Origin of the sequence: Flavobacterium rarum (SeqCode) (assembly GCF_965234445.1) — a bacterium.
GTDB classification, from domain to species: Bacteria; Bacteroidota; Bacteroidia; order Flavobacteriales; family Flavobacteriaceae; genus Flavobacterium; species Flavobacterium rarum.
Genome location: NZ_OZ248487.1, coordinates 40,537 through 61,639 on the forward strand (window position 1 = coordinate 40,537; position 21,103 = coordinate 61,639).

Annotated in this window: 10 protein-coding genes; 5 read left to right on the plus strand and 5 right to left on the minus strand. The window is 34.1% G+C overall.

Annotated features, from left to right (window positions below; all coding sequences use genetic code 11):
- Window positions 1-5 precede the first annotated feature (5 nt).
- The 5 genes from AC8GF4_RS07565 to AC8GF4_RS07585 all read right to left on the minus strand — a co-directional run bounded on the left by AC8GF4_RS07565 (window position 6) and on the right by AC8GF4_RS07585 (window position 13,956).
- Window positions 6-3,275 (minus strand): VCBS repeat-containing protein, encoded by a 3,270-nt coding sequence (locus tag AC8GF4_RS07565; protein WP_506593642.1) that lies wholly within the window; start codon window positions 3,273-3,275, stop codon window positions 6-8.
- Entirely contained in the window at window positions 3,268-6,582 is a 3,315-nt protein-coding gene (locus AC8GF4_RS07570; RefSeq protein WP_506593643.1) for a VCBS repeat-containing protein, read from the minus strand. The genes AC8GF4_RS07565 and AC8GF4_RS07570 overlap by 8 nt, the downstream gene beginning before the upstream one ends.
- Window positions 6,583-6,750: 168 nt before the next feature.
- Window positions 6,751-8,292, minus strand: coding sequence for a RagB/SusD family nutrient uptake outer membrane protein (locus AC8GF4_RS07575; protein WP_506593644.1), 1,542 nt, complete (start codon window positions 8,290-8,292; stop codon window positions 6,751-6,753).
- A 12-nt stretch (window positions 8,293-8,304) separates the two neighbouring features.
- Window positions 8,305-11,235 carry a SusC/RagA family TonB-linked outer membrane protein gene (locus tag AC8GF4_RS07580; RefSeq protein ID WP_506593645.1) on the minus strand — a complete coding sequence of 977 codons (2,931 nt, stop codon included), beginning with the start codon at window positions 11,233-11,235 and terminating at the stop codon, window positions 8,305-8,307.
- A 711-nt stretch (window positions 11,236-11,946) separates the two neighbouring features.
- Complete coding sequence (locus tag AC8GF4_RS07585) at window positions 11,947-13,956, minus strand: kojibiose hydrolase (protein ID WP_506593646.1); 2,010 nt, start codon at window positions 13,954-13,956, stop codon at window positions 11,947-11,949.
- Between the two features lie 223 nt (window positions 13,957-14,179).
- Between AC8GF4_RS07585 and AC8GF4_RS07590 the strand changes: the two genes are divergently transcribed.
- The 5 genes from AC8GF4_RS07590 (at window position 14,180) to AC8GF4_RS07610 (ending at window position 21,100) form a co-directional block, all read left to right on the plus strand.
- Window positions 14,180-15,088: a carbohydrate kinase family protein gene (locus tag AC8GF4_RS07590; RefSeq protein WP_506593647.1), complete on the plus strand. Its 909-nt coding sequence runs from the start codon at window positions 14,180-14,182 to the stop codon at window positions 15,086-15,088.
- 11 nt (window positions 15,089-15,099) lie between these two features.
- Entirely contained in the window at window positions 15,100-16,863 is a 1,764-nt protein-coding gene (locus AC8GF4_RS07595; protein WP_506593648.1) for a glycoside hydrolase family 13 protein, read from the plus strand.
- 13 nt (window positions 16,864-16,876) lie between these two features.
- Entirely contained in the window at window positions 16,877-18,652 is a 1,776-nt protein-coding gene (locus tag AC8GF4_RS07600; protein WP_506593649.1) for a glycoside hydrolase family 13 protein, read from the plus strand.
- 24 nt (window positions 18,653-18,676) lie between these two features.
- Window positions 18,677-20,365: a glycoside hydrolase family 13 protein gene (locus AC8GF4_RS07605; RefSeq protein ID WP_506593650.1), complete on the plus strand. Its 1,689-nt coding sequence runs from the start codon at window positions 18,677-18,679 to the stop codon at window positions 20,363-20,365.
- Window positions 20,366-20,548: 183 nt separating this feature from the next.
- Window positions 20,549-21,100, plus strand: coding sequence for a hypothetical protein (locus tag AC8GF4_RS07610; protein ID WP_506593651.1), 552 nt, complete (start codon window positions 20,549-20,551; stop codon window positions 21,098-21,100).
- Window positions 21,101-21,103 lie beyond the last annotated feature (3 nt).

Below are 21,103 nucleotides of genomic sequence, written 5' to 3' on the forward strand. Positions count from 1 at the left end.
AGGTTTTATTTTTTTAAATTCGAATTCATCGGCAATTCATAAACTTCGGCTTTTTTATTATTGATCGTAACCAGCAAATACTTTTTACCGTTTAATTGAATAATATCCAAGTGTCGAATTGCTTTTTGTGTCAAGTCTATTCCTATTTGATTGCCTAAAAATATGGTCTTTTCATTTTTGATTAATGCTCCCGAGAAGCCATCAAATCGGCTTTGGTAAGGCGTTACTCCAAAATAATTTCCTGCGGCAAAAACTTCTTCTTTGGCATCACTATCAAAATTGGATTTCACAAAACTGGTAATAGGTGCTACTTGCATTTTATTGGAAAAAGGAACGAATGTAAATTTTCCATCATCATTTCTTAAATAACCAGATTTCAAGTTATGTACTTCATACAATTTACCGGCCTCCAGCATTTTCATATCAAAAACTTCCTCCAATGGTTTTCCTGCAAAAGATTTATAACTGTTGAATTTCTTTTTCAACAAACCGCTAAACTCTTCCACGAGTTCATCAAGACCCATTGTTGTATAATATTTACCGTCTTTTTCTTTGACAACAATGGTTTCAAAAGTTCCATTTTTGTCAAAATCATCATAATACATTTTCATAGGAAACTCTTGTGATGCTTTGAATTTGGAATTCATACCCCAGTTTCCTAACAAATAATCTTGATCGCCATCTCCATCAATGTCAAACGGTATTATCGACTGGTACAATCCATTGCTTTTTTCTGGCAAAACTGTTTCGGTTACATTGACAAATTTTCCATTTTTATTGACAAAAAAAGTAGGTTTCATCCATTCGCCAATGACGATCAGGTCAACTTTACCATCTTTGTTAAAATCACTAAAAACAGCATCGGTAACCATTCCAATGCCTTCAAATGTTTTCGCATCCGCAAAAGCAAAAACACCTTTATTATTTTTCAATAAATAACAGTCGGATGTACTACCGAATCTGTTATTCAAGGAATTATTGGCTACAAACAAATCGAGATCTCCGTCTTTATCATAATCAAAAGCTTTGACTACAGATGCATTCTGAGTTAATTTAGGTAAAACTGAATTTACCAATTGATTTCCTTTGGCAAGATACAAACGGTCTTGCAAATTCGAAGCATTTTCTCCTCCACCCGAAGCCACAAACAAATCATTGATTTTGTCGTTATTAAAATCTCCAATTACAGCAGAGACATCTTCGAAAACAGAATCTTTTTCGATTTCACTGTAGCTTTTTTTAGAAAAACCATTGGCATTTTGAATATAAACCGTTGCCTTTTTCCCTTTGGAACCGCCAAAAAATATATCTTCTTTACCATCACCATTCAAATCTCCTATTGCAGTTGCAGGTCCGCGATCCGAACGTTGGTAGGGTATTAATTTTTGGTACACAAAATCGATAAAATCATTCTCCTGATGTGTAAAATCAATACCTAAACCTGTTTCAACTTTTTTGAAAACAGGAACTGCTTTAGGATGCAATTTTTGATAATCAAATGCTTTTCGGTTTGCATTTGCTTTTATAGTCAAACTTTGATTGGTTTTCACATCTTTCAAAGTTTGATATGTTTTGTCAGGCCAGATCACGACCAAAGAATCAATTTTGGCCGTCTTTCCGAAACCAAAATGAAGCATCGGTTCTGATGATGATTGAAAACCTCTGGTAGTCTGCAACTCTTTGAATTGCATTTTCCCTTTTGAATATGTAATAACTTTTGCCCCAATCCCGAAAGTATTTTTACCAGAAAATTGAAGTTTTACTTTTAAATAATGGGATGATTTATTCGTTTGGTTAATGTAAACCGAAGCTACGTTATTGATATTATTGGTCACTACATCAAGATCTCCGTCATTGTCTAAATCAGCATACCCACTTCCGTTGGAGATAATGGAATCGTTCTCAATCCATTGATTGGATTTATTTACAAATTTTAAATCGGGCGCTCCTTCAAAAACAAAATTAGACACATCACCTTTTGGCATTTTTTTCAATGCTTCTTTGTCTAATAACTTGGTGCTGCTGATTTTTCTTTTAACCTGCTCATTTGAGAAATATTTCACATAATCCAAATCATTTGGTCGTTTTGGAATTCCGTTGCACACGAATATATCTTGCTCTCCATCCTGATTGTAATCGGCAAATAAAGCGCTCCAACTCCAATCGGTTGCCGCTACGCCACTCAACAAAGCCATCTCAGTAAAATGCTGTCCGCCTTGATTGATTTGCAACATATTTCGAGTGTATTGATAGTGATATCCATACCTTTCGGTTCTCAATTTCAACATTTGAACGTTATCATCTCCTAAAGAAGATTTTAAAACTTTTTCGTCTTCTGGAAGCATATCCAGTGACATTATATCTGGAAAACCATCATGATTTATATCAGCTACATCTACTCCCATCGAAAATCGGCTGGTATGACCAAAATAGTTTTTTAGACATTCTGTAAAAGTTCCATCGCCATTATTGAGGTAATAATAGTCATCTTCGTGAAAATCATTCCCAATATAAATATCAGGATAACCGTCTAAATTAAAATCCGAAACTGCAATTCCCAAACCGTATCCATTAGCTCCGCCAAAAATTCCAGCCTGAGCGCTTACGTCAACGAATTTACCATTGTCATTTCTAAATAACTTATCACCGCATTCATAAACTCTGTTATTTCGAATATTAGCATTTCCAAAAGACAATTCAGAGTGTACTGCATGGTTTAGCAAATACATATCCAAATCGCCATCCAAATCATAATCAAAAAACGAAACCGAAGTACTGTAATTGTCCAAATCCAAACCATACTCGACCGAACTCTCTGTAAACGTATTGTCTTTGTTATTAATAAACAACTCATTATGCCCTTCAAAACCATTGATCCCAACTACAGCACACACATAAATATCGAGATACCCATCACCATTTACATCGGCCATAACGGTACCAGTATTCCAATCGCTCTCTCCTTCTACTCCTGCCTTTTGTGAAATATCTTCATATTTATTATTGCCTTTATTGAGATACAATTTATTTTTACCTTGATTGGACGTAAAATAAATATCGGCCAAACCATCATTATTGATATCGCCAAGAGCCACTCCTCCACCGTTGTAATAATAGAGATAATCCAAAATAGAAATGTTTTTGGAATCCAGTAATTCATTATTAAAATTGATGTTGCTTTCTGAAGGGTCTAATTTTTCAAATAAACGATCTTCTTTTTCCGAGCAACTCAAAAAAAGCAATGCAACCAAACCTAAACTATAAAACTTATTCATTGCTTTTAAATATTTTTGGGGTATTATCATTGGTAACTGCTAGAACTGAAACTGTTTTATTTTTATTTTTTATAGTTTTAATATGTTTGATTTCCCCTTTCACAAAGAATCCGGATTGATTATAAGGCAACCAAGAATAAACACCCGATTTATTGCCTAAAAGCACACTTCCATAATTAGCATCCAATCTTCCAAATTGTGGTTTGAATTCGTATTGATTACCTCCTAAAATAAGATCTGAAATTCCGTCTTTATTTACATCGGTTACACAAATAGTGTTTACACAAGAGAACTGAACTTCTTTTGGAAGTAGCTTAACCTGAAAATTTCCATTTCCTTTATTGATAGCTATTACACTTTCTTGAATGGTTGCGCTTTTCTGAATGGAATTATCCACTACGTCTTGAGAGAATATTTCCTGAAATGATTTCTTGGCATAATCTGCATAGCTCAAATTTTTCTTTTTGATGGTAGGGATTTGACCTGCTAATTCTTTTTTTAGATGCAAAGGCATATCTTTTCCATCAATGTCACGAGTGGTGATTTGTTCAATCGTTCCATTATTATCAAAATCATTGACAAACATTCGCATCGGATTTTTTTCGGAAGCTTTGTAAGCCGTATTTGTTCCTTTGTTTCCAAGAACAAGATCTTTCTTACCGTCATTGTTTAAATCCACACAACTTACAGCGTTCCAAAAACCGCTAAAACTGCTCAAGTTGGCTTTGAAATCCACCAAACGGCGGCCAGTGTTTTTGAATATTCTAGGCGCCATCCAATCTCCAACAACGATTAAATCATTCTTACCATCATTGTCAATATCTTCCCAAACAGCATCTGTAATCATTCCAACTTCATTGAGTTTGAATGCTTTTTTATCAGTAGTATTGGTAAAATTTCCTTTGCCATCATTTTCTAATAACAATTGTTTAGGATCGATACCATAGATCCCAGGCACGCTGCGGCTACCCACAAAAACATCTATATCACCATCATTGTCAAAATCATAAGGAGCAATTACAGAAACGTTATTATTGGTCATAGGAATAGCTGCTTTACTTTTAGCAAAAACACCTTTCCCATTATTCAAATACAAACGATTTTTATAATTGGCCTGATCTGCTTTTTCATTTCCACCAGAACCTACCATTAAATCCTGATCTCCATCATTATCAGCATCGAAAAAGCATGCTGCAGTATCTTCATAATTGGCATCTGCACCTAAATCAATCTGTTTGGTTATTGAAAAAGTATCATTCCCTTTATTCAAATAGACATTGCCTGATGTTCCCTTGGCTCCACCAATAAAAACGTCTTCATTTCCGTCCCCATTAACATCGGCAACGGCGAGTGAAGGTCCTTCTTGGGAAAGCATTTTGGAAATCAATCCTTCGTAATCAAAATCGATATAATCATTTTCTTTGTGCGCCAAAAACGAACTAGCCTTTTCAGCGAACATCGGTTTCACAGTTGATTTCTTAACCGTATAATTCAAAACTGCATCCGTTATCTTTAAATTAATAGTCGAATTATTCGCCACTTTTTTAATGGTTTGGTATTTTCCATTTGGCCAAATGACTTGCAGTGAGTCAATTTTTTTGGTTCCAATACCAAAGGTCATCACGTAGTCTATCGAAGATTGAAACCCTCGGGAAGGAATCAATTCCTGTCTGATGATTTCTTTTCCAGAAAACAATTCGACAACGCTACCAATAGCAAATTTATTTTGGTTCTCCCCTTTCAATTTTACTTTCACAAAATGGTTGTCTTTCTTTTTCTCTGAATTATTTTGGTAAACAAAAGCCTCTTGATTTACATTACTGACAATCAAATCAAGATCCCCGTCATTATCTAAATCGCCATAAGCCGCACCATTTGAAAAACTTGGAGTACCCAACCCCCACTTTTCTATTTCATTGGTAAAGGTTAAATCTTTATTGTTTCTATAGGCATAATTTGGAATCGGCGTACTTGGCATTTTATTGATTACGGTTTCAATGTCTTCTTTTTTACCAGTAATCGCCATTCTTTGAACCAAATCATTGGCAAAAAAGTCCATAAAATCTTGATTGGTCAATTCGTTATAAATACCGTTGCACACATAAATATCTTTGTACCCATCATTATCCATATCAAATAACAAAGCTCCCCAACTCCAATCGGTTTTGGCAACACCCGCATAATTGGCAATTTCAAGAAACTGATTGTTTCCATTGTTCAGTTGCAAGGTATTTTGCATGTATTGATTGAAAAAATCCAAGTTTAATTTTCGTGTAAATAAATCGTAGTTGTCAAAACTAGTAGTAGTTTTTAATCGTTCATCCCCTTCCGGCAACATATCAGTCACAAAAATATCAGGTTTTCCGTCATTGTTGATGTCGGCCATGTCAGCTCCCATTGAGGACTGACTGGTATGTGATGCCCAACCTTGAATTTGTTCACTAAAAGTTCCGTTTTTATTATTAATATACAAATAATCACGTTCATAAAAGTCATTTGAAATGTAAATGTCTGGATATAAATCACCGTTAACATCGCCTACTGTAACCCCAAGTCCAAACCCGATAAGGCTACCATAAATTCCTGCTGCTTCGCTTACATCAACAAATTTTCCGTTATCATTGCGCATTAATTTATCGCCTCCGCCTTTTAGAATATCATTAACTGCCCAGTCTTTGTCACGCAATTCTCTTTTGTTGGAATAATTGAGACTGCTTACTGGAATAAAACTATTATTTAAAATATAAACATCGAGGTCACCATCTTTATCGTAATCAAAAAAAGCGACATGAGTCGTAATGCCCGTATCGGCAAGATTGTACTCAGCTGCTTTTTCGGTAAAAGTCAGGTTTCCGTTATTGATAAATAATTCGCTTTTTCTTTTGGCATCAATTCCATTTCCAGCATTACACACAAAAATATCCAACAATCCATCGCCATTAATGTCGACCATTTCGACACCTGTAGACCAAGATTTGGACATTACAATTCCTGAAGATTTAGAAATATCCTCGAACTTAAAATTCCCTTTATTAAGGTACAATTTATTATCGCCAAGATTAGATGTAAAAAAAACATCCGAAAGACCATCGTTGTTAATATCTCCAATTGCAACACCTCCACCATTGTAAAAATTTCGGTATTTGAAGATATTCATGTTTTTTCCGTTCTTAACTTCGTTAACAAAATTAATTCCGGTTTTTGAAGATTCCAGTTTGGTAAATAAACTGTCCTCATAAGTATTATTATTGAAACAACTAGAACAAACAATAGTAAGCAGTGAAAATAAAACAACACGATTAAGCATAATATAAGGTAGAATTTGGTTAGGAAATTGATTTTGCTATAATAGTCCAATTTATACATTAAACCAGTAGGTATAATCAAAATCCCATAAAAATATTAAATAAATAAAGAGGGTAATAAATTACCCTCTTTACAACTAACTCAAAACAAAATGAAGTAAAAAATTCTTTTAATATCCAGGGTTTTGTTTGATATTTGGATTATATAAAACATTAACTGGTAAAGGATATAACAAATATTTAGGATCAGAAGTTTTTGTTTTTAACTCTCTTGGCCCTAAGAATTTTCCAAAACGAATCATATCATTTCTTCTCCAACCTTCCCACCATAACTCTTTTCCTCTTTCAAGATAAACACCATCAAGAGTTGCTGGAGATGCAGGTTTTCCTGTTCTGGCTGCAATATCTGTCATTATGGCCCCAACAGATCCAGTGCCTCCTCTTAAAACTGCTTCTGCTTTCATTAACAAAGCATCTGAATAACGCATGAATACATAATCATTATTAGGTGCTTCAATGTTATTTACATCTGGAATATATTTCATTCCACGTACACCTGCTGTTTCCAGCACTGCACCTTCAACAAATAAAGTAATCGCAGTTGTATAAAATAAAGGCTTACCTGTTCTATCCTGTAAATCTAAAGTATTAGCTAAAGTCCCTTTAGCTTCGGCTCCTTTGGCATCTCTGTCTTTACCATTTCTCATTTGTCCTTGTTGAAGACCAACTGGATTACCAAAATTTTCTATAATTTCTGTGGTCGAATATTTAATACGAGGATCAGTAGGGTCAAACTTTGCATAATACTCTGCTAAAGTAGTAAACCCATTCCAACCACTTGGAGATTGATTATAATGCATACCCATTCTCCAACGCGATTGAATACCTCCTCCTGTACCTACAACATTTTTTGAAGTAAATAATAATTCTGGAGATGTATTATTATCTGGAGCAAAATTTGACCAATAATTTGGAGAAAGTGAACTACTAATTGCATCAACATTTTGAACCACTTTAGTCATATCAGCTGCAGCAAATGTGTAGGGACCAGCTGGTGTTGCAGCCTCATAAACTCCTTTGTTTAAATATAACTTAGCCAATAAAAAATGAGCAGCATCTTTATTTGCAATACTTGGATCATTAGCTGTTCTTGCAGCTAAAGAAGGTAAAATCGCTTCCAATTCGCTGATTACAAATGCAGTCGCTTCAGTTCTAGTATATACTTTTGGAAAATCCTGTAAACTTGAATTTATTTCTCTGTAAGGAGCTTGACCAAACAAGTCTATCACATTAAAGTAATAGAAAGCCCTAAGAAAACGAGCTTGCAAGATTTCAGCTGCCGTTCCATTTTCTATCACCAAATTACAATTGTAAATAGGCACAAGTAAAGAATTCCATGCATCTCTAATTTCTGTATTGGTTGCGTCCCACTCGTGAGTATGAAAAGCTCTCCATTTTCCATTGTCATCCCAATCTCCTCCTCTTGTAGGACCAACTAATGCGTCTGTAGACATCTCCTCCATTGTAAACATTTGCCCTTGACCTTGAAAGTTCCTTAACCCTTCATAAGCAGATTGCAAAACTCCTTTTGTTTCTATAGAATTTGTAGAGTCTTTCCCATCGAGTATTTCTTCATCTAAATTTGTACAACTTACACCTAAAATAATGGTAGAGACAAATAAGACACTTCTAATTATATTATTTCTTTTCATGTTTTCTTCTAATTAAAATGTTACATTCAAACCTAAAGCAAAGCTTTTCTCTCTAGGATAAGCCAAATAATCTATTCCTGCAGAAGGAACACCTCCAATTGGTTTACTAGTATCCACCTCTGGATCGAAGCCACTGTAAGGAGTTATAACAAATAAATTATTTCCACTTACATAAAAACGAGCTGCTTTAATTTTTATTTTTTCTAAGAATTTGCTCTCAACCGTGTATCCGAAAGTCAAATTACCCATTCTCAAAAAATCTCCACTTTCTAAGTATTGAGTTGATGCTGAATTTGGATCACTACTTACTTGATTTGAAGCAGCAACTTCTGGTGAAACATTTTTATCAGCACCTAATAAAGATCCTTTAAAGAAAAGTGCGTTTGCTGTATTATTGTAGATATAGTGACCAAAAGCACCATAAAAAGAAACACTTGCATCAAATCCTTTGTAAGCTAAACTAGAAGAAAAACCAAGATTAATTTTAGGAATTGGTTGTTTATCTAATATTTTTTTTGCTCCTCCATTTGCATAAATCGATTTTCCAGTAACTGCGTCAAACCCTTCCCACTCGGCTAGCTCATAAGAATAAGCAGCATATCCATTAGTAATAATTTGAGCATAGGCTCCTGACAAACCTGGTCCGTTTAATTCACCCGTATAAGCTTTGAATACATCTGGAAAATTTTTAGCCTCATTATCTAAAAAAGATACATTTCCAGAAATATCCCAAGTTAAATCTCCTTTATCAATAATTTTATAATTCAAAGAAACCTCAAAACCAGTATTAACTAAATTTCCATCAAGATTTGCATAACGTACATCTGAAGGGCCTGGACCAGATGCTTCTGGTGGAAAAGCATAGATTAAATCTTGAGTATCTTTTTGAAAATAATCTAATGATCCCGTAAGTCTATCGTTTAATAATCCAAAATCAACTCCAAAGCCATAAGAAGTAGTAGTTTCCCATTTTAAATCTGGATTTGGATTATTTACAACACTTAAAGCTCCATTATTTCCATAAGCTGTTTTCAATATTGCAGAATTGGGAGCAAATTCTTGATTTCCGGTAATACCATAATTTCCTCTTACTTTCAGATTATTCAAAATTCCTTCATTATCCGAATAAACATTATAAGCTAAACCTAAAGATGGAAAATAACCGTACTTATTATTAGTTCCAAATTTACTAGAACCATCTGCACGTATTGTTCCAGTAAGAATTAAACTTTTGTAGATTGTTGCGTTTACCCTTGCAAAATAAGACTGTAACTCTACTTTATTTCTATCAGAAAAAACTCTAAATTCGTTTTGAAGTCCTCCTTCAATATTATCAATTAAATTAGTTTGACCTTTATCATATCCTTTTCCAGAAGATGAGTTTCTATCATAATCATAAGAATAATAAGAATATCCAACCAATGCATCCAAATTAAAATTGTCACTAAAACTATTTGTATAATTTAAAGTATGTTCGAATGTTTTATTAAATTTATTGATATGAGAAATATTTGCTTGACCTCTCTTTTCTTCTTTTGTAGATGGATCTGTTGCAACTGCAACATTTTGGATCTTAATGGTTGGTAACAATTGGCTTTTTCTTTCAGATGTAGAATTTTCTATACCAAACAAAAAAGCATATTTGAAATGATTATTAATTTTCCAAGTAGTATTAATACTTCCTAATAGTTTATTTGTGTTAGTATAATCTTTGTAAGAATCTAATAATTGTACTGGATTTAAATAGGAATCACTCACTACTTTATAACTACCATCTGGGTTATAAGTTGGTAATGTTGGACTCCAATATAAAGCTGACCCAATTACATTTCCAATAAAACCTGAATTATTTGCAATTAATGTTGCTTGATCTTTGATTGAAGTATAACTTAATCTAGTTTCTATTTTCAATGCATCCCCAAAAAAATCATTTGAATTATATAACGAAGCAGAATACTTATCAATTCCTGTATTTTGAACAATCCCCTCTGTTGAGTTTAATCCAAATGACAATCTTGTGTTCGAATTTTCGCTAGCTTTTGCAAAAGAAAGATCATGATTGGTTGAAAAACCAGATCTCAAAATAGCATCTTCCCAATCATAAGATCTAGAGCCACTATCTTTACCTCCAGCTGCAACAAATTCATCTCCATTAAGCAACTTAAAATCACCTGAAAGACTACTAAACTGCATTGAAGTACTATAGGTTAATTCTGGAACATTAGATTTTCCTTTTTTAGTTGTTATTACAATAACTCCGTTTGCTCCACGAGAACCATAAATAGCTGTAGAAGAAGCATCCTTTAACACTGTAATACTTGCAATATCGTTTTGATTAACAAAATTCAATGGATTCTTTGCTGTTGAAGAACCCAATAAATCAGCACCACTGTCAGAAATATTACCACCATCTAAAGGAACTCCATCCACTACAATTAATGGGCCATTTCCAGAACGAATTGATGTATTTCCTCTTACTCTAATAGAAACTCCAGCACCTGGTTCTCCACTTGATTGAGTAACCTGAACACCTGCCACTTTACCTCTAAGCAATTGAGCTGGAGAGGGAGCTGCAACATTATCAAAATCTTTGGAACTTAACATATCTACTGCACCTGTTAAATCTTTCTTTTTTGAAGTTCCATACCCAACAACAATTACTTCACTCAATTGACTTTGATCTTGAGACATTGTCACTTTAACTTCAGACTTACCTGAAACACTGATTTCTTGAGATTTTAGACCAATGTAAGTAAAAACCAAGACGGCGTTTGAACCCGCATTCTTAATTGTAAACCTACCGTCAAAATCGGTTTGAGTCTCGTTTGTTGTTCCTTTTACTAATACCGAAGCCCCTGGAAGAGGGCCATTTGCATCAGATACCAGTCCTGATACATCTTGCGAATATATCAAACTAGTACACAGCATGGTTATGAAAACCATTAAGCCTTTTTTTAGACTATTTTTCATACGTAATAAATAAGTTAGTTAATAATTTGGTTATTTGTTTAAATATTAATTCAAACATAGTTATTTAATTAAGAAAAATTTAAGAAAACCCAAACTATAACGTTGTAGTTTAACCGAAAACGTTTTCGATTTTGTAAAATAGCCGTTAAAATTTTAAGATATAAATATTTATATTAAAATAAATAGCAAACAAAATAACATATTATATAATTTTAAAGGCATATTTGATAGTATTCCATAAATTAAACAAAAACAAAGCCCTTAGTTGTGTTAATCTTTTGTAGATATTGAAGTCCATTGAAATAATTTTATCAATATGAAAAAAAAAAGCCTAACAACCTCTTTTTTAACATAATACGTTAATTTGTATAAATAAATAAAAAACACCTTAAACCACTTTCTTAATAAAAATTAACAGTTTCTTTTTGGTCTATTAATTAAAATGCCTATAATTTAAAAAACATATTGATTCTCAAATTATTTCACCACAGATTTAATGGATAAAAAAGATTTTATCCGTGATTTGTATAAAAAATGTACTAATCTGATTAAGCTGAGGCTAAAAAAAACATTCATTTATTAAACTAAAGCCATCAACATTGAATAAAATAGTTTAAAAAAAAGCATAAAAAAACCACATACATTAAAATTGCTTTCAAAGTATGTGGTTTTTTTAAAAGGTTCTTATTGTTTTATTGTAATTGTTTTGTTTTCAATCCCAACCCCTATAATGGTTAGAGACTTCCATTGCTTAGGCAAAAGTCCTTTATTGTACTGCAATCCTTTATCTGTTTGCTCCACACCGCCAAAACCATAAATTACCGCTTGAAGCATAGCACCTGCACCAGTTGCAAAATATGGATTATTGCTATTGGCCGATTCCGAAAACACTCCGAACGGCGGTCTGCTATTGGGTAAATATGATTTTACAAAATAAGCATACGCTTTGTCTCTGTCACCCAATCTGGCATATAATACCGATAAAACTCCCGAAGCCATCGCAGGCCCATCTTTTTTGTCAATCTTCTCCGTGTAATAATCTAAGTCTTTTTCGATTTGCTTTCTCTCTGTAATCACATGCAAAGGGTAAGCCAATAAATTAACATCAGCTTGCTTAATCATTTGTCCTTTATACCCTTTATAGTTTTGAGTAATTCCGTTTTCGGAATGAATCATTAATTTATTCGAAACTTCTAACCACATTTGATTTATGGGTTCATTTAAAATGATTGCCGCCTTAATCGTGTTTTTCAAGGCTTCTATTGCCGATGCATTGGTAAATGCATTGTCATCTACATGCTGTGCATATTCATCGGCTCCTACGACATTCAGAATGGAATAACTGCCGTCATCATTTTTGACTACACGGCTTACCCAAAAATCAGCTGTTTCCTTAAGTACTTTATAGTTTTCTTTTAGCCACTTTTTGTCTTGTGTATAAGAGTAATAATTCCAAAAAGCAATGGATACATCGGCTGTGATATGTTGTTCGAAAATTCCTGTCAAAGCCCAAGTCGGAGTAGCTTCTTCGCCCGTATCATCGGATTCCCAAGGATACATAGCTCCTTTATACCCATAAATAGTGGCTTTTTGCTTTGCTTTTGCCAAACGGTCGAAACGATAATCCAAACACGATTTGGCCATATCAGGCTGTAATGCCAAAAGAGTTGGATACATCCAAAGTTCACTATCCCAAAAAATATGTCCATTATACCCTTGCGAAGACAATCCCATTGGCGCTATACTTTGCCTGGTTTCAGGTCGATTGTACGAATACAAATTATACAATGCAAAACGAACACGTTGTTGCGCATCCAAATCGCCTTCTATTTCTATATCACCCGTGCTCCACAATTCGGCCCAAGCTTGTTTGTGACGATCCAGTAGATTATCTATTCCTTGCTGTAAGGCATAAATAGGCTGTCTTTCGGATTCGTTTAGTGGATCATTAAAATCTTTAGAAGTACAAATACCTCCAGCAATAGCAAATCTATATTTTTTCCCTTTTTCTAATTTCTTTGTAAACCCAACTTCATTACCTGTTTGTTTTAAAGGTTCATTTTGTCCGTCAAAAAGAAAAGTAGTTGATGCCGATACTCTATATTTTCCAGTTAATGTTTTAGCGGTTGTACCAAAAACAGGCATTAGATATTGATTGTCTTTTAAAACCCGAAACTGACTTTTGGCTTCTTTTAGCTCCTCTGGAACAACCATATAATTGTTGGCAATCATTTCAATATCTTTATTGGGAGTAATTTCGACAATTGCCATCGCCGAATACGGCACTGCTCTATTGGCTAAAATTGTATAATTTATGGTTGCCAGATCTTTGAACGAAAAAGCGGTTGTACTCATCCCTTCTTTAATGTTCACAACCTGACTCCAATCTGAAATATTGTCGGATTTGATTTCTTGACCATCAATACTTAAATGAAGATTTAAAAATTCAATTCCACGCACAATTCTGCTTATTCCGTTTTCGGGGCTTCCGTCATACACACCGTTCAAAATTATTTCTTTGGTTTTTAAAGGAGTATCATCTGTAACAATACCGATTTGTCCATTTGCCATTGCTACTCCAAAATAATTTTCTCTTGAATTGGCATACAAATTCCATTCATCCGATTTGGATTGTCCAAAAACTAAAGGACTAATAAACAAAACCAAAAACAGCCATTTTACATTTGTCTTCATAATGTGATTTTTTCATAAACTTAAAACATTTAATCATTAACTTCTTGAAAATTAAATCGAAAACGTTTTCGACGTTCCGAAAACGTTTTCGATTTTTAGAATTAGAAATAACTAAGAATTGAAAACTAATTTTATAAATCCTTATTTTTTGTTATAAAGAATGCAATTGAAACATGAAGTACAATTGAAAGCTGATTTTTAATTAAATAATCCAATAAACGGAATGATCAATAACCGCAAAAAAGTTTCCGTTGTCTGTTTTGGAGAAGTCTTATTTGACGTTTTTCCAACTCATAAAAAAATGGGAGGAGCTCCATTAAACGTAGCCATTCGATTGGCGTCTTTGGGAATACAATCTCAAATAATAAGCCGAATCGGAACCGACGAAATAGGAAAAGAATTAATAGAATATATAAAAGAACAGAAAGTAAATTCGGATTCCATACAAATAGATAATGATTTAAAAACAGGAGAAGTCATTGTGCAATTAAACGATAAAGGTTCTGCCTCATACACCATTAATTATCCTGTAGCTTGGGACAAAATTATCGAAACACCAGAAGATGAGATTATTGTAAAAAAAGCCGATGTATTCGTTTTTGGAAGTTTAGTTTGTAGAGACAGCGTTTCGCAAAACACTTTGTTTGAATTAATCAATTATGCAAGATATACTGTTTTTGATGTCAATTTAAGAGCTCCGTTTTACACTAAAGAACTAATAAATCATTTAATGCATGAAGCCGATTTTATAAAATTTAATGTTGATGAAATTTATGAAATAAGCAAATATCTAAAATCGCCTTTTCATTCCTTGGAACAAAACATTCTTTTTATAGCCGAACAAACCAACACCAAACATATTTGTGTTACCAAAGGCAGTCATGGAGCGGTTTTATACTACAACAATCAATTCTACTATAACAGTGGTTACAAAATAAAAGTAGCTGATACTGTTGGAGCAGGCGATTCCTTTTTGGCAGGACTTTTAAGCAAACTATTAGCCAAAGAAGACCCGCAAAAAGCTATAGATTTTGCCTGTGCTATTGGGGCATTAGTAGCGCAAAAAGAAGGAGCCAATCCCAAAATCAACCAATCAACTATTGATTCTTTTATGAATCCGATAAAAAATTAACACTAACAGAAATGAAAAAGAACACCACACTTTCGCTCGTATTAATTACACTTATTACTATCATTTGCAATACTATGACAGCTCAAGAAAAAAAAGCACCAATCGATAGAAAATGGTGGAAAGAAGCGGTCGTTTACCAAATTTATCCACGAAGTTTCAAAGACTCTGATGGAGACGGTGTAGGCGATTTGAAAGGAATTATTTCCAAACTGGACTACTTAAAAAGTTTGGGTGTTGATATCATTTGGCTAAATCCAATTTACAGTTCACCCAATGCAGATAACGGGTATGATATTTCTGATTATCAAAATATAATGAAAGAATTTGGGACCCTGCAGGATTTTGATGCTTTGTTAAAAGAAATGCATCAAAGAGGAATCAAACTCGTGATGGATTTGGTTGTAAATCACAGCAGTGACGAGCACAAATGGTTTCAAGAAAGCCGTAAATCACGTGACAATCCATACCGAGATTATTATCATTGGTGGCCAGCCGAAAAAGGAAAACCAGCTTTTCGCCCAGGAGCATTCGAGGCTGATGGAAGTGGTTGGAGATATGACAAAACTACCGATTCTTATTACCTACATTATTTCAACAACAAACAACCCGATTTGAATTGGGAAAACCCAAAAGTTAGACAAGAAATCTACAGTATGATGCGTTGGTGGCTGGACAAAGGTATTGATGGATTTCGAATGGATGTAATTCCGTTTATATCCAAAGACCCAAATTTTCCCATAATCACTCAAGCAGAATTAGACAAAAACTATCATGGCCGTTGGGATGTTTATATGGGAAGTGGCCCACATTTACATGAATACCTTAAAGAAATGAATCTCGAAGTTTTGAGCAAATACGATTGTATGTCATTGGCCGAAGGCGCAGGAATGCTAACGGCGACAGCATTGAATTTTGTGGATGCCGACAGAAAAGAACTAAATATGGGTTACCATTTTGAAGGCACTAATTTGGGATACGTTCCTGGTTATTTCAAAAAATCGGGGCCGTATTCCTTAGTCGATTTCAAAAAAATTTATTCCGATTGGGATGCCGTTTACCAAACCAAAGGTTGGGGAACAATTTATTTAGGCAATCACGATCAACCTAGAATGGCGACACGATGGGGAAATGATTCGCCAGAATTTCATGATTATTCCTCCAAACTGCTGACTACTTTTTTACTGTCGATGAGAGGAACTCCGTATTATTACAACGGAGACGAAATTGGAATGGTGAATGCTAAGTTTGACAAAATCGAAGATTATAGAGATATTGAAGTTTTTGCTGAATATGAAAAGGTAAAAAATGCGGGTGGTGATTTAAAACAATTCATTGAAGATCAAAAAACAGGTGGTGCCAGAGATAACGGGAGAACACCTTTCCAATGGGACAGCTCAACCAACGGCGGATTTACCACAGGAACTCCTTGGCTTAAAGTAAATGACAATCACACTACTTTGAATGCTGAAGCGCAAGATAAAGATCCTAACTCGGTGTTGAATTATTTTAGAAAAATGGTCAAATTACGCAAAGAAAATCTTGTGCTGGTTTATGGAAAATATACGCTTATGGACAAAGACAATCCAAATGTTTATGCTTACACTAGAGAACTTGACGGCAAGAAAGTATTGGTATTGTTAAACTTTAGCGCCAAAAACGTTTCTGCAAATACTGGAATAAACCTCTCGAAAGCCAAAGTTCTAATAAACAATTATGCAACGCCTTCAAAAACGGGTGAATTACGACCTTACGAAGCCATTATTTATCAGCTTTAAAATAAAAGCAGTCATGAAAAAAACATACCATTCAATTGTATATCCAATCGCTTTATTTTTATTGTTTTCATCAAACAGTAATGCACAAACTATTAAAACTGCATTTGCAGAAAAATCAGAGGCAAAATGGTGGAAGGAAGCTATAATTTATCAACTCTATCCAAGAAGTTTTCAAGACAGTAATGGTGATGGTGTAGGAGATTTAAAGGGAATAACCCAAAGATTAGATTATTTACAAAGTTTAGGTATTGATGCCATTTGGATGAATCCAATATGTGCTTCACCAAATGATGACAATGGCTACGACATCAGTGATTATCAAGCTATCATGAAAGAAATGGGAACCATGAAAGATTTTGATGAAATGTTGGCTGGGATGAAAAAAAGAAACATCAAACTCATAATGGACTTAGTAATCAATCACAGTAGTGATGAGCATGAATGGTTCAAAGGAGCGCTGTCTTCACGGGATAACAAATACAGAAATTACTACCATTGGTGGCCAGCGGAGAAAGGAACACCTCCTAAAAGATACAGCTTGTTTGACGAAAACTCGGATGCATGGCGATTTGACAAAAACACCAACAGTTATTACCTCCATTATTTCAGCCGTAAACAACCTGATTTGAATTGGGAAAACCCGGCATTGCGTAAAGAAATGTATACCATTATGAAATTTTGGCTAGATAAAGGCGTAAGTGGATTTCGCCTTGATGCCTTTCCATTTATGGCAAAAGACACCTCGTGGCCTACAATGCCAACTGATTTTACAAATGAACAATTCGTAAGATATTATGGAGCCGATCCCAAAGTTCACGAATATCTTAGAGAAATGAACCAACAAGTTTTAAGCAAATACAAAGAAGTATATACGGTGGGCGAAGGAGGTGTTATCCCGTTTAGCAAAGTTATGGATTATGTCAATGAAGACAGAAATGAACTTAACACGTTATACCACGATGAAATAGCCAATGTTTGGGGTCGTGAAAGTTATAATATTGGAGACTACAAGGTTGGCCGAAATAACGTAATTGGCATGAAAGAAATAGTAGAAAAATGGAATGAAAAATTTGAAAACAAAGGCTGGAACACCGTCTATTTTACCAATCACGATCAAAGTAGAGCTGTTAGCCGTTATGGCAATGACAGTCTCGAATTTAGAGAATTAAGCGCCAAAATGTTGTACACTTTTTTGCTCACGCAAAGAGCCACTCCATACATTTATAATGGTGATGAAATTGGAATGACAAATATTCGATTCCAAAATATAGAAGAATATAATGATCTGCAAACTCGAAACCGTTATAATCAAATTATAAAAGAAAGCGCTTCAAAAGCAACTGATTATCTACTCAATCAACAAGAATTAAGCAGAGACAACAGCCGTACACCTATGCAATGGGACACAACTGCCAATGCAGGATTCACCACCGGAAAACCATGGCTTACCATAAATAAAAATTTCAGCACTGTAAATGTTGCTAAAAGCGAAAAAGAACCTAATTCTATTTTAAACTACGCTAGAAAATTGGCTCAGTTTAGAAAGAAAAACCCAGTATTGGTTTATGGCAAATTTGAATTGGTTGACGAAAACAACCCTGCTGTGTTTGCCTATATTAGAGAACTGAATGGTAAAAAATTATTAATCGTTTTGAATTTTACATCCAAGAATACTTCTATAAAAACAGGCATCAACATCAAAGGAGCAAAAGTTGTAATGAACAATTATGCAACTCCATCAAAAACGGAAGAATTGCGACCTTACGAAGCCGTTATTTATCAGTTATAAATTAATTATTAAAATCATTTTATTTTGAATACCCCTTCAAGCAACATAATTTCTAAAATTGACAAAAAATGGTGGAAAGAAGCCGTCATTTATCAAATATATCCACGAAGTTTCAAAGACAGTAATGACGATGGAATTGGTGATTTAAAAGGTATTATCTCCAAATTGGATTATCTACAAAGCTTAGGAATTGATGCAATATGGATTAACCCGATTTACGAATCACCCAATGATGACAATGGGTATGACGTAAGTGATTATTGTTCCATCCTAGCCGATTTTGGCACTATGGAAGATTTTGATCTATTGATGAAAGGATTGCAAGAACGCGGAATCAAACTCATCATGGATTTGGTATTCAATCACAGTAGCGATGAACATTTTTGGTTTCAGGAAAGTCGAAAATCTAGAGATAATAAATATCGTGATTACTATTTTTGGTGGCCTGCCGAAAAAGGAATTCCGCCCTACCGCTGGAGTTGGTTTGACGTAAACAGCAACGCTTGGAAATATGACGAAACTACCGATGCGTATTACTTGCATTATTTTTCACAAAAGCAACCCGACCTCAACTGGAACAATCCAAAAGTGCGCCAGGAACTGTATCAAGTCATGCGTTTTTGGCTAGATAAAGGGATTGATGGATTTCGAATGGATGCTTTTCAATTTATTTCTAAGGATGATTCTTTTCCCGAATTGCCAGCTGAAATTTTAGGTAACATACCCGAAATTATGAAATTTTATGGAAGAGGTCCACATCTACACGAATACATTCAAGAAATGAATCGGGAAGTTTTGAGCAAATACGAAGTCATGACCGTATCTGAAGGTGCGGGTGCTTCACCCGAAGAAGCGATGCTTTTTGTCGATCCAGACCGAAATGAATTGAGTATGGCTTATCATCTGGAAGGGGTTGAAATAGGAAAACACCTCAACGAATACGGCTTTGTAAATTACAAAAAACTCCATTCCAGATGGGACGAAGGTTTTAAGGACAAAGGCTGGCTTTCCATTTTCTTAGCCAATCACGACCAACCCAGAATGGTTAGCAAATTTGGCAATGACGCTCCTGAATTTCGAGAAAGGTGTTCCAAAATGCTTTCTACATTTGTAATTACCATGAGAGGAACGCCTTATTACTTTCAAGGAGACGAATTGGGAATGGTCAATATTCGTTTTGACAACATTGACGATTATAATGATATTGATACCAAAAACAAATACATCGCTATACAAAACGAAAATGGAGATTTAAAGGCTTTCTTAGAAGAACAAAAACAAGCTTCAAGAGAAAATTCAAGAACGCCAATGCAATGGAACACAACGAAAAATGCCGGTTTTTCAGAAGGAAAACCGTGGCTAAAAGTGAATCCAAATTATACAGATATAAATGCTGAAGCCCAAGAAAAAGATCCAGATTCAACTTTAAACTATTTCAGGAAATTAGTTCAATTACGCAAACAAGAACTAACATTAGTGTATGGATCTTATACTTTATTGGACGAAGAAAATCCAAAAGTATATGCTTATTTAAGATCATTTGAAGGCAGAAAAATAATTGTTCTGCTTAATTTTTCAGCAGAAAAAGCAGTGTATAATTGTGATTTCAACCTAGAAAAATCGACAGTTTTGCTTAGCAATTATTCCAGCAAGAATATCAACTGTGAATTAAGACCATTTGAAGCACTTGTTTTAAACCTAAATGAACGCTAATTATGATTTTTAAGCTCATTTTGAAAAAATCCATTTGCGAAAACGGCAACAAAAAAACACAGAAAAGGAACATACATATTAATTACAACATAAATTAACGTAATTTTTATTAAATTAAAATTTATTTCTTAATTTATTATTTTAATTACCAACAATCAATAATAATTGTTATTTTTGGAACGAATGAAAAAAATAGCGTCCATATTACTATTCTCCACATTGCTTGTAACCTTGTTTTACAATGCGTTAGGATATCGTATGCTTTTTGCTTTTGACCAAGAGCAAGAGTGGGTAACGGCTATGAAAAAAATCCCAGATCCTGAATTTAAGGTAATCCGTTTAAATGCATCTCTATATGCTTTTGCAGACGACACCGAATTGGAATATGTAAATGAAAACATTACGCTAAACAACAAGAGTTACCATATTTTCAAAAAACAAATAAAGGATAATATTCTTAATTTGTACTACCTTCCTAGTATCAATTCTTCTTTATCAACACACGAAATTGAGAACATTGTTAACGCTCAACTTTTCAATGGACTAAATGACAATAAAGGAGACTCAAAAAAAATTGTCAAAACATTTACTTTAGATTATTTTATAGAATATCCAGAATCTATTGTAATTTCGAATACAGAAAATTTCAAATCAATCCCTTTAATTTCTTTTTCAAAAGAGAAATTACATGCTGGATTCATACCTTCTTTTTACTCCCCACCAGACTTCGTTTAGTTT

What these genes read in the sequence shown, in the direction of transcription:
- AC8GF4_RS07575 (WP_506593644.1), bottom strand. Translation starts at nt 8,292, where the DNA reads ATGAAAAGAAATAATATAATTAGAAGTGTCTTATTTGTCTCTACCATT.
- AC8GF4_RS07585 (WP_506593646.1), bottom strand. Translation starts at nt 13,956, where the DNA reads ATGAAGACAAATGTAAAATGGCTGTTTTTGGTTTTGTTTATTAGTCCT.
- AC8GF4_RS07590 (WP_506593647.1), top strand. Translation starts at nt 14,180, where the DNA reads ATGATCAATAACCGCAAAAAAGTTTCCGTTGTCTGTTTTGGAGAAGTC.
- AC8GF4_RS07595 (WP_506593648.1), top strand. Translation starts at nt 15,100, where the DNA reads ATGAAAAAGAACACCACACTTTCGCTCGTATTAATTACACTTATTACT.
- AC8GF4_RS07600 (WP_506593649.1), top strand. Translation starts at nt 16,877, where the DNA reads ATGAAAAAAACATACCATTCAATTGTATATCCAATCGCTTTATTTTTA.
- AC8GF4_RS07610 (WP_506593651.1), top strand. Translation starts at nt 20,549, where the DNA reads ATGAAAAAAATAGCGTCCATATTACTATTCTCCACATTGCTTGTAACC.
- AC8GF4_RS07580 (WP_506593645.1), bottom strand. Translation starts at nt 11,235, where the DNA reads ATGGTTTTCATAACCATGCTGTGTACTAGTTTGATATATTCGCAAGAT.
- AC8GF4_RS07570 (WP_506593643.1), bottom strand. Translation starts at nt 6,582, where the DNA reads ATGCTTAATCGTGTTGTTTTATTTTCACTGCTTACTATTGTTTGTTCT.
- AC8GF4_RS07565 (WP_506593642.1), bottom strand. Translation starts at nt 3,275, where the DNA reads ATGAATAAGTTTTATAGTTTAGGTTTGGTTGCATTGCTTTTTTTGAGT.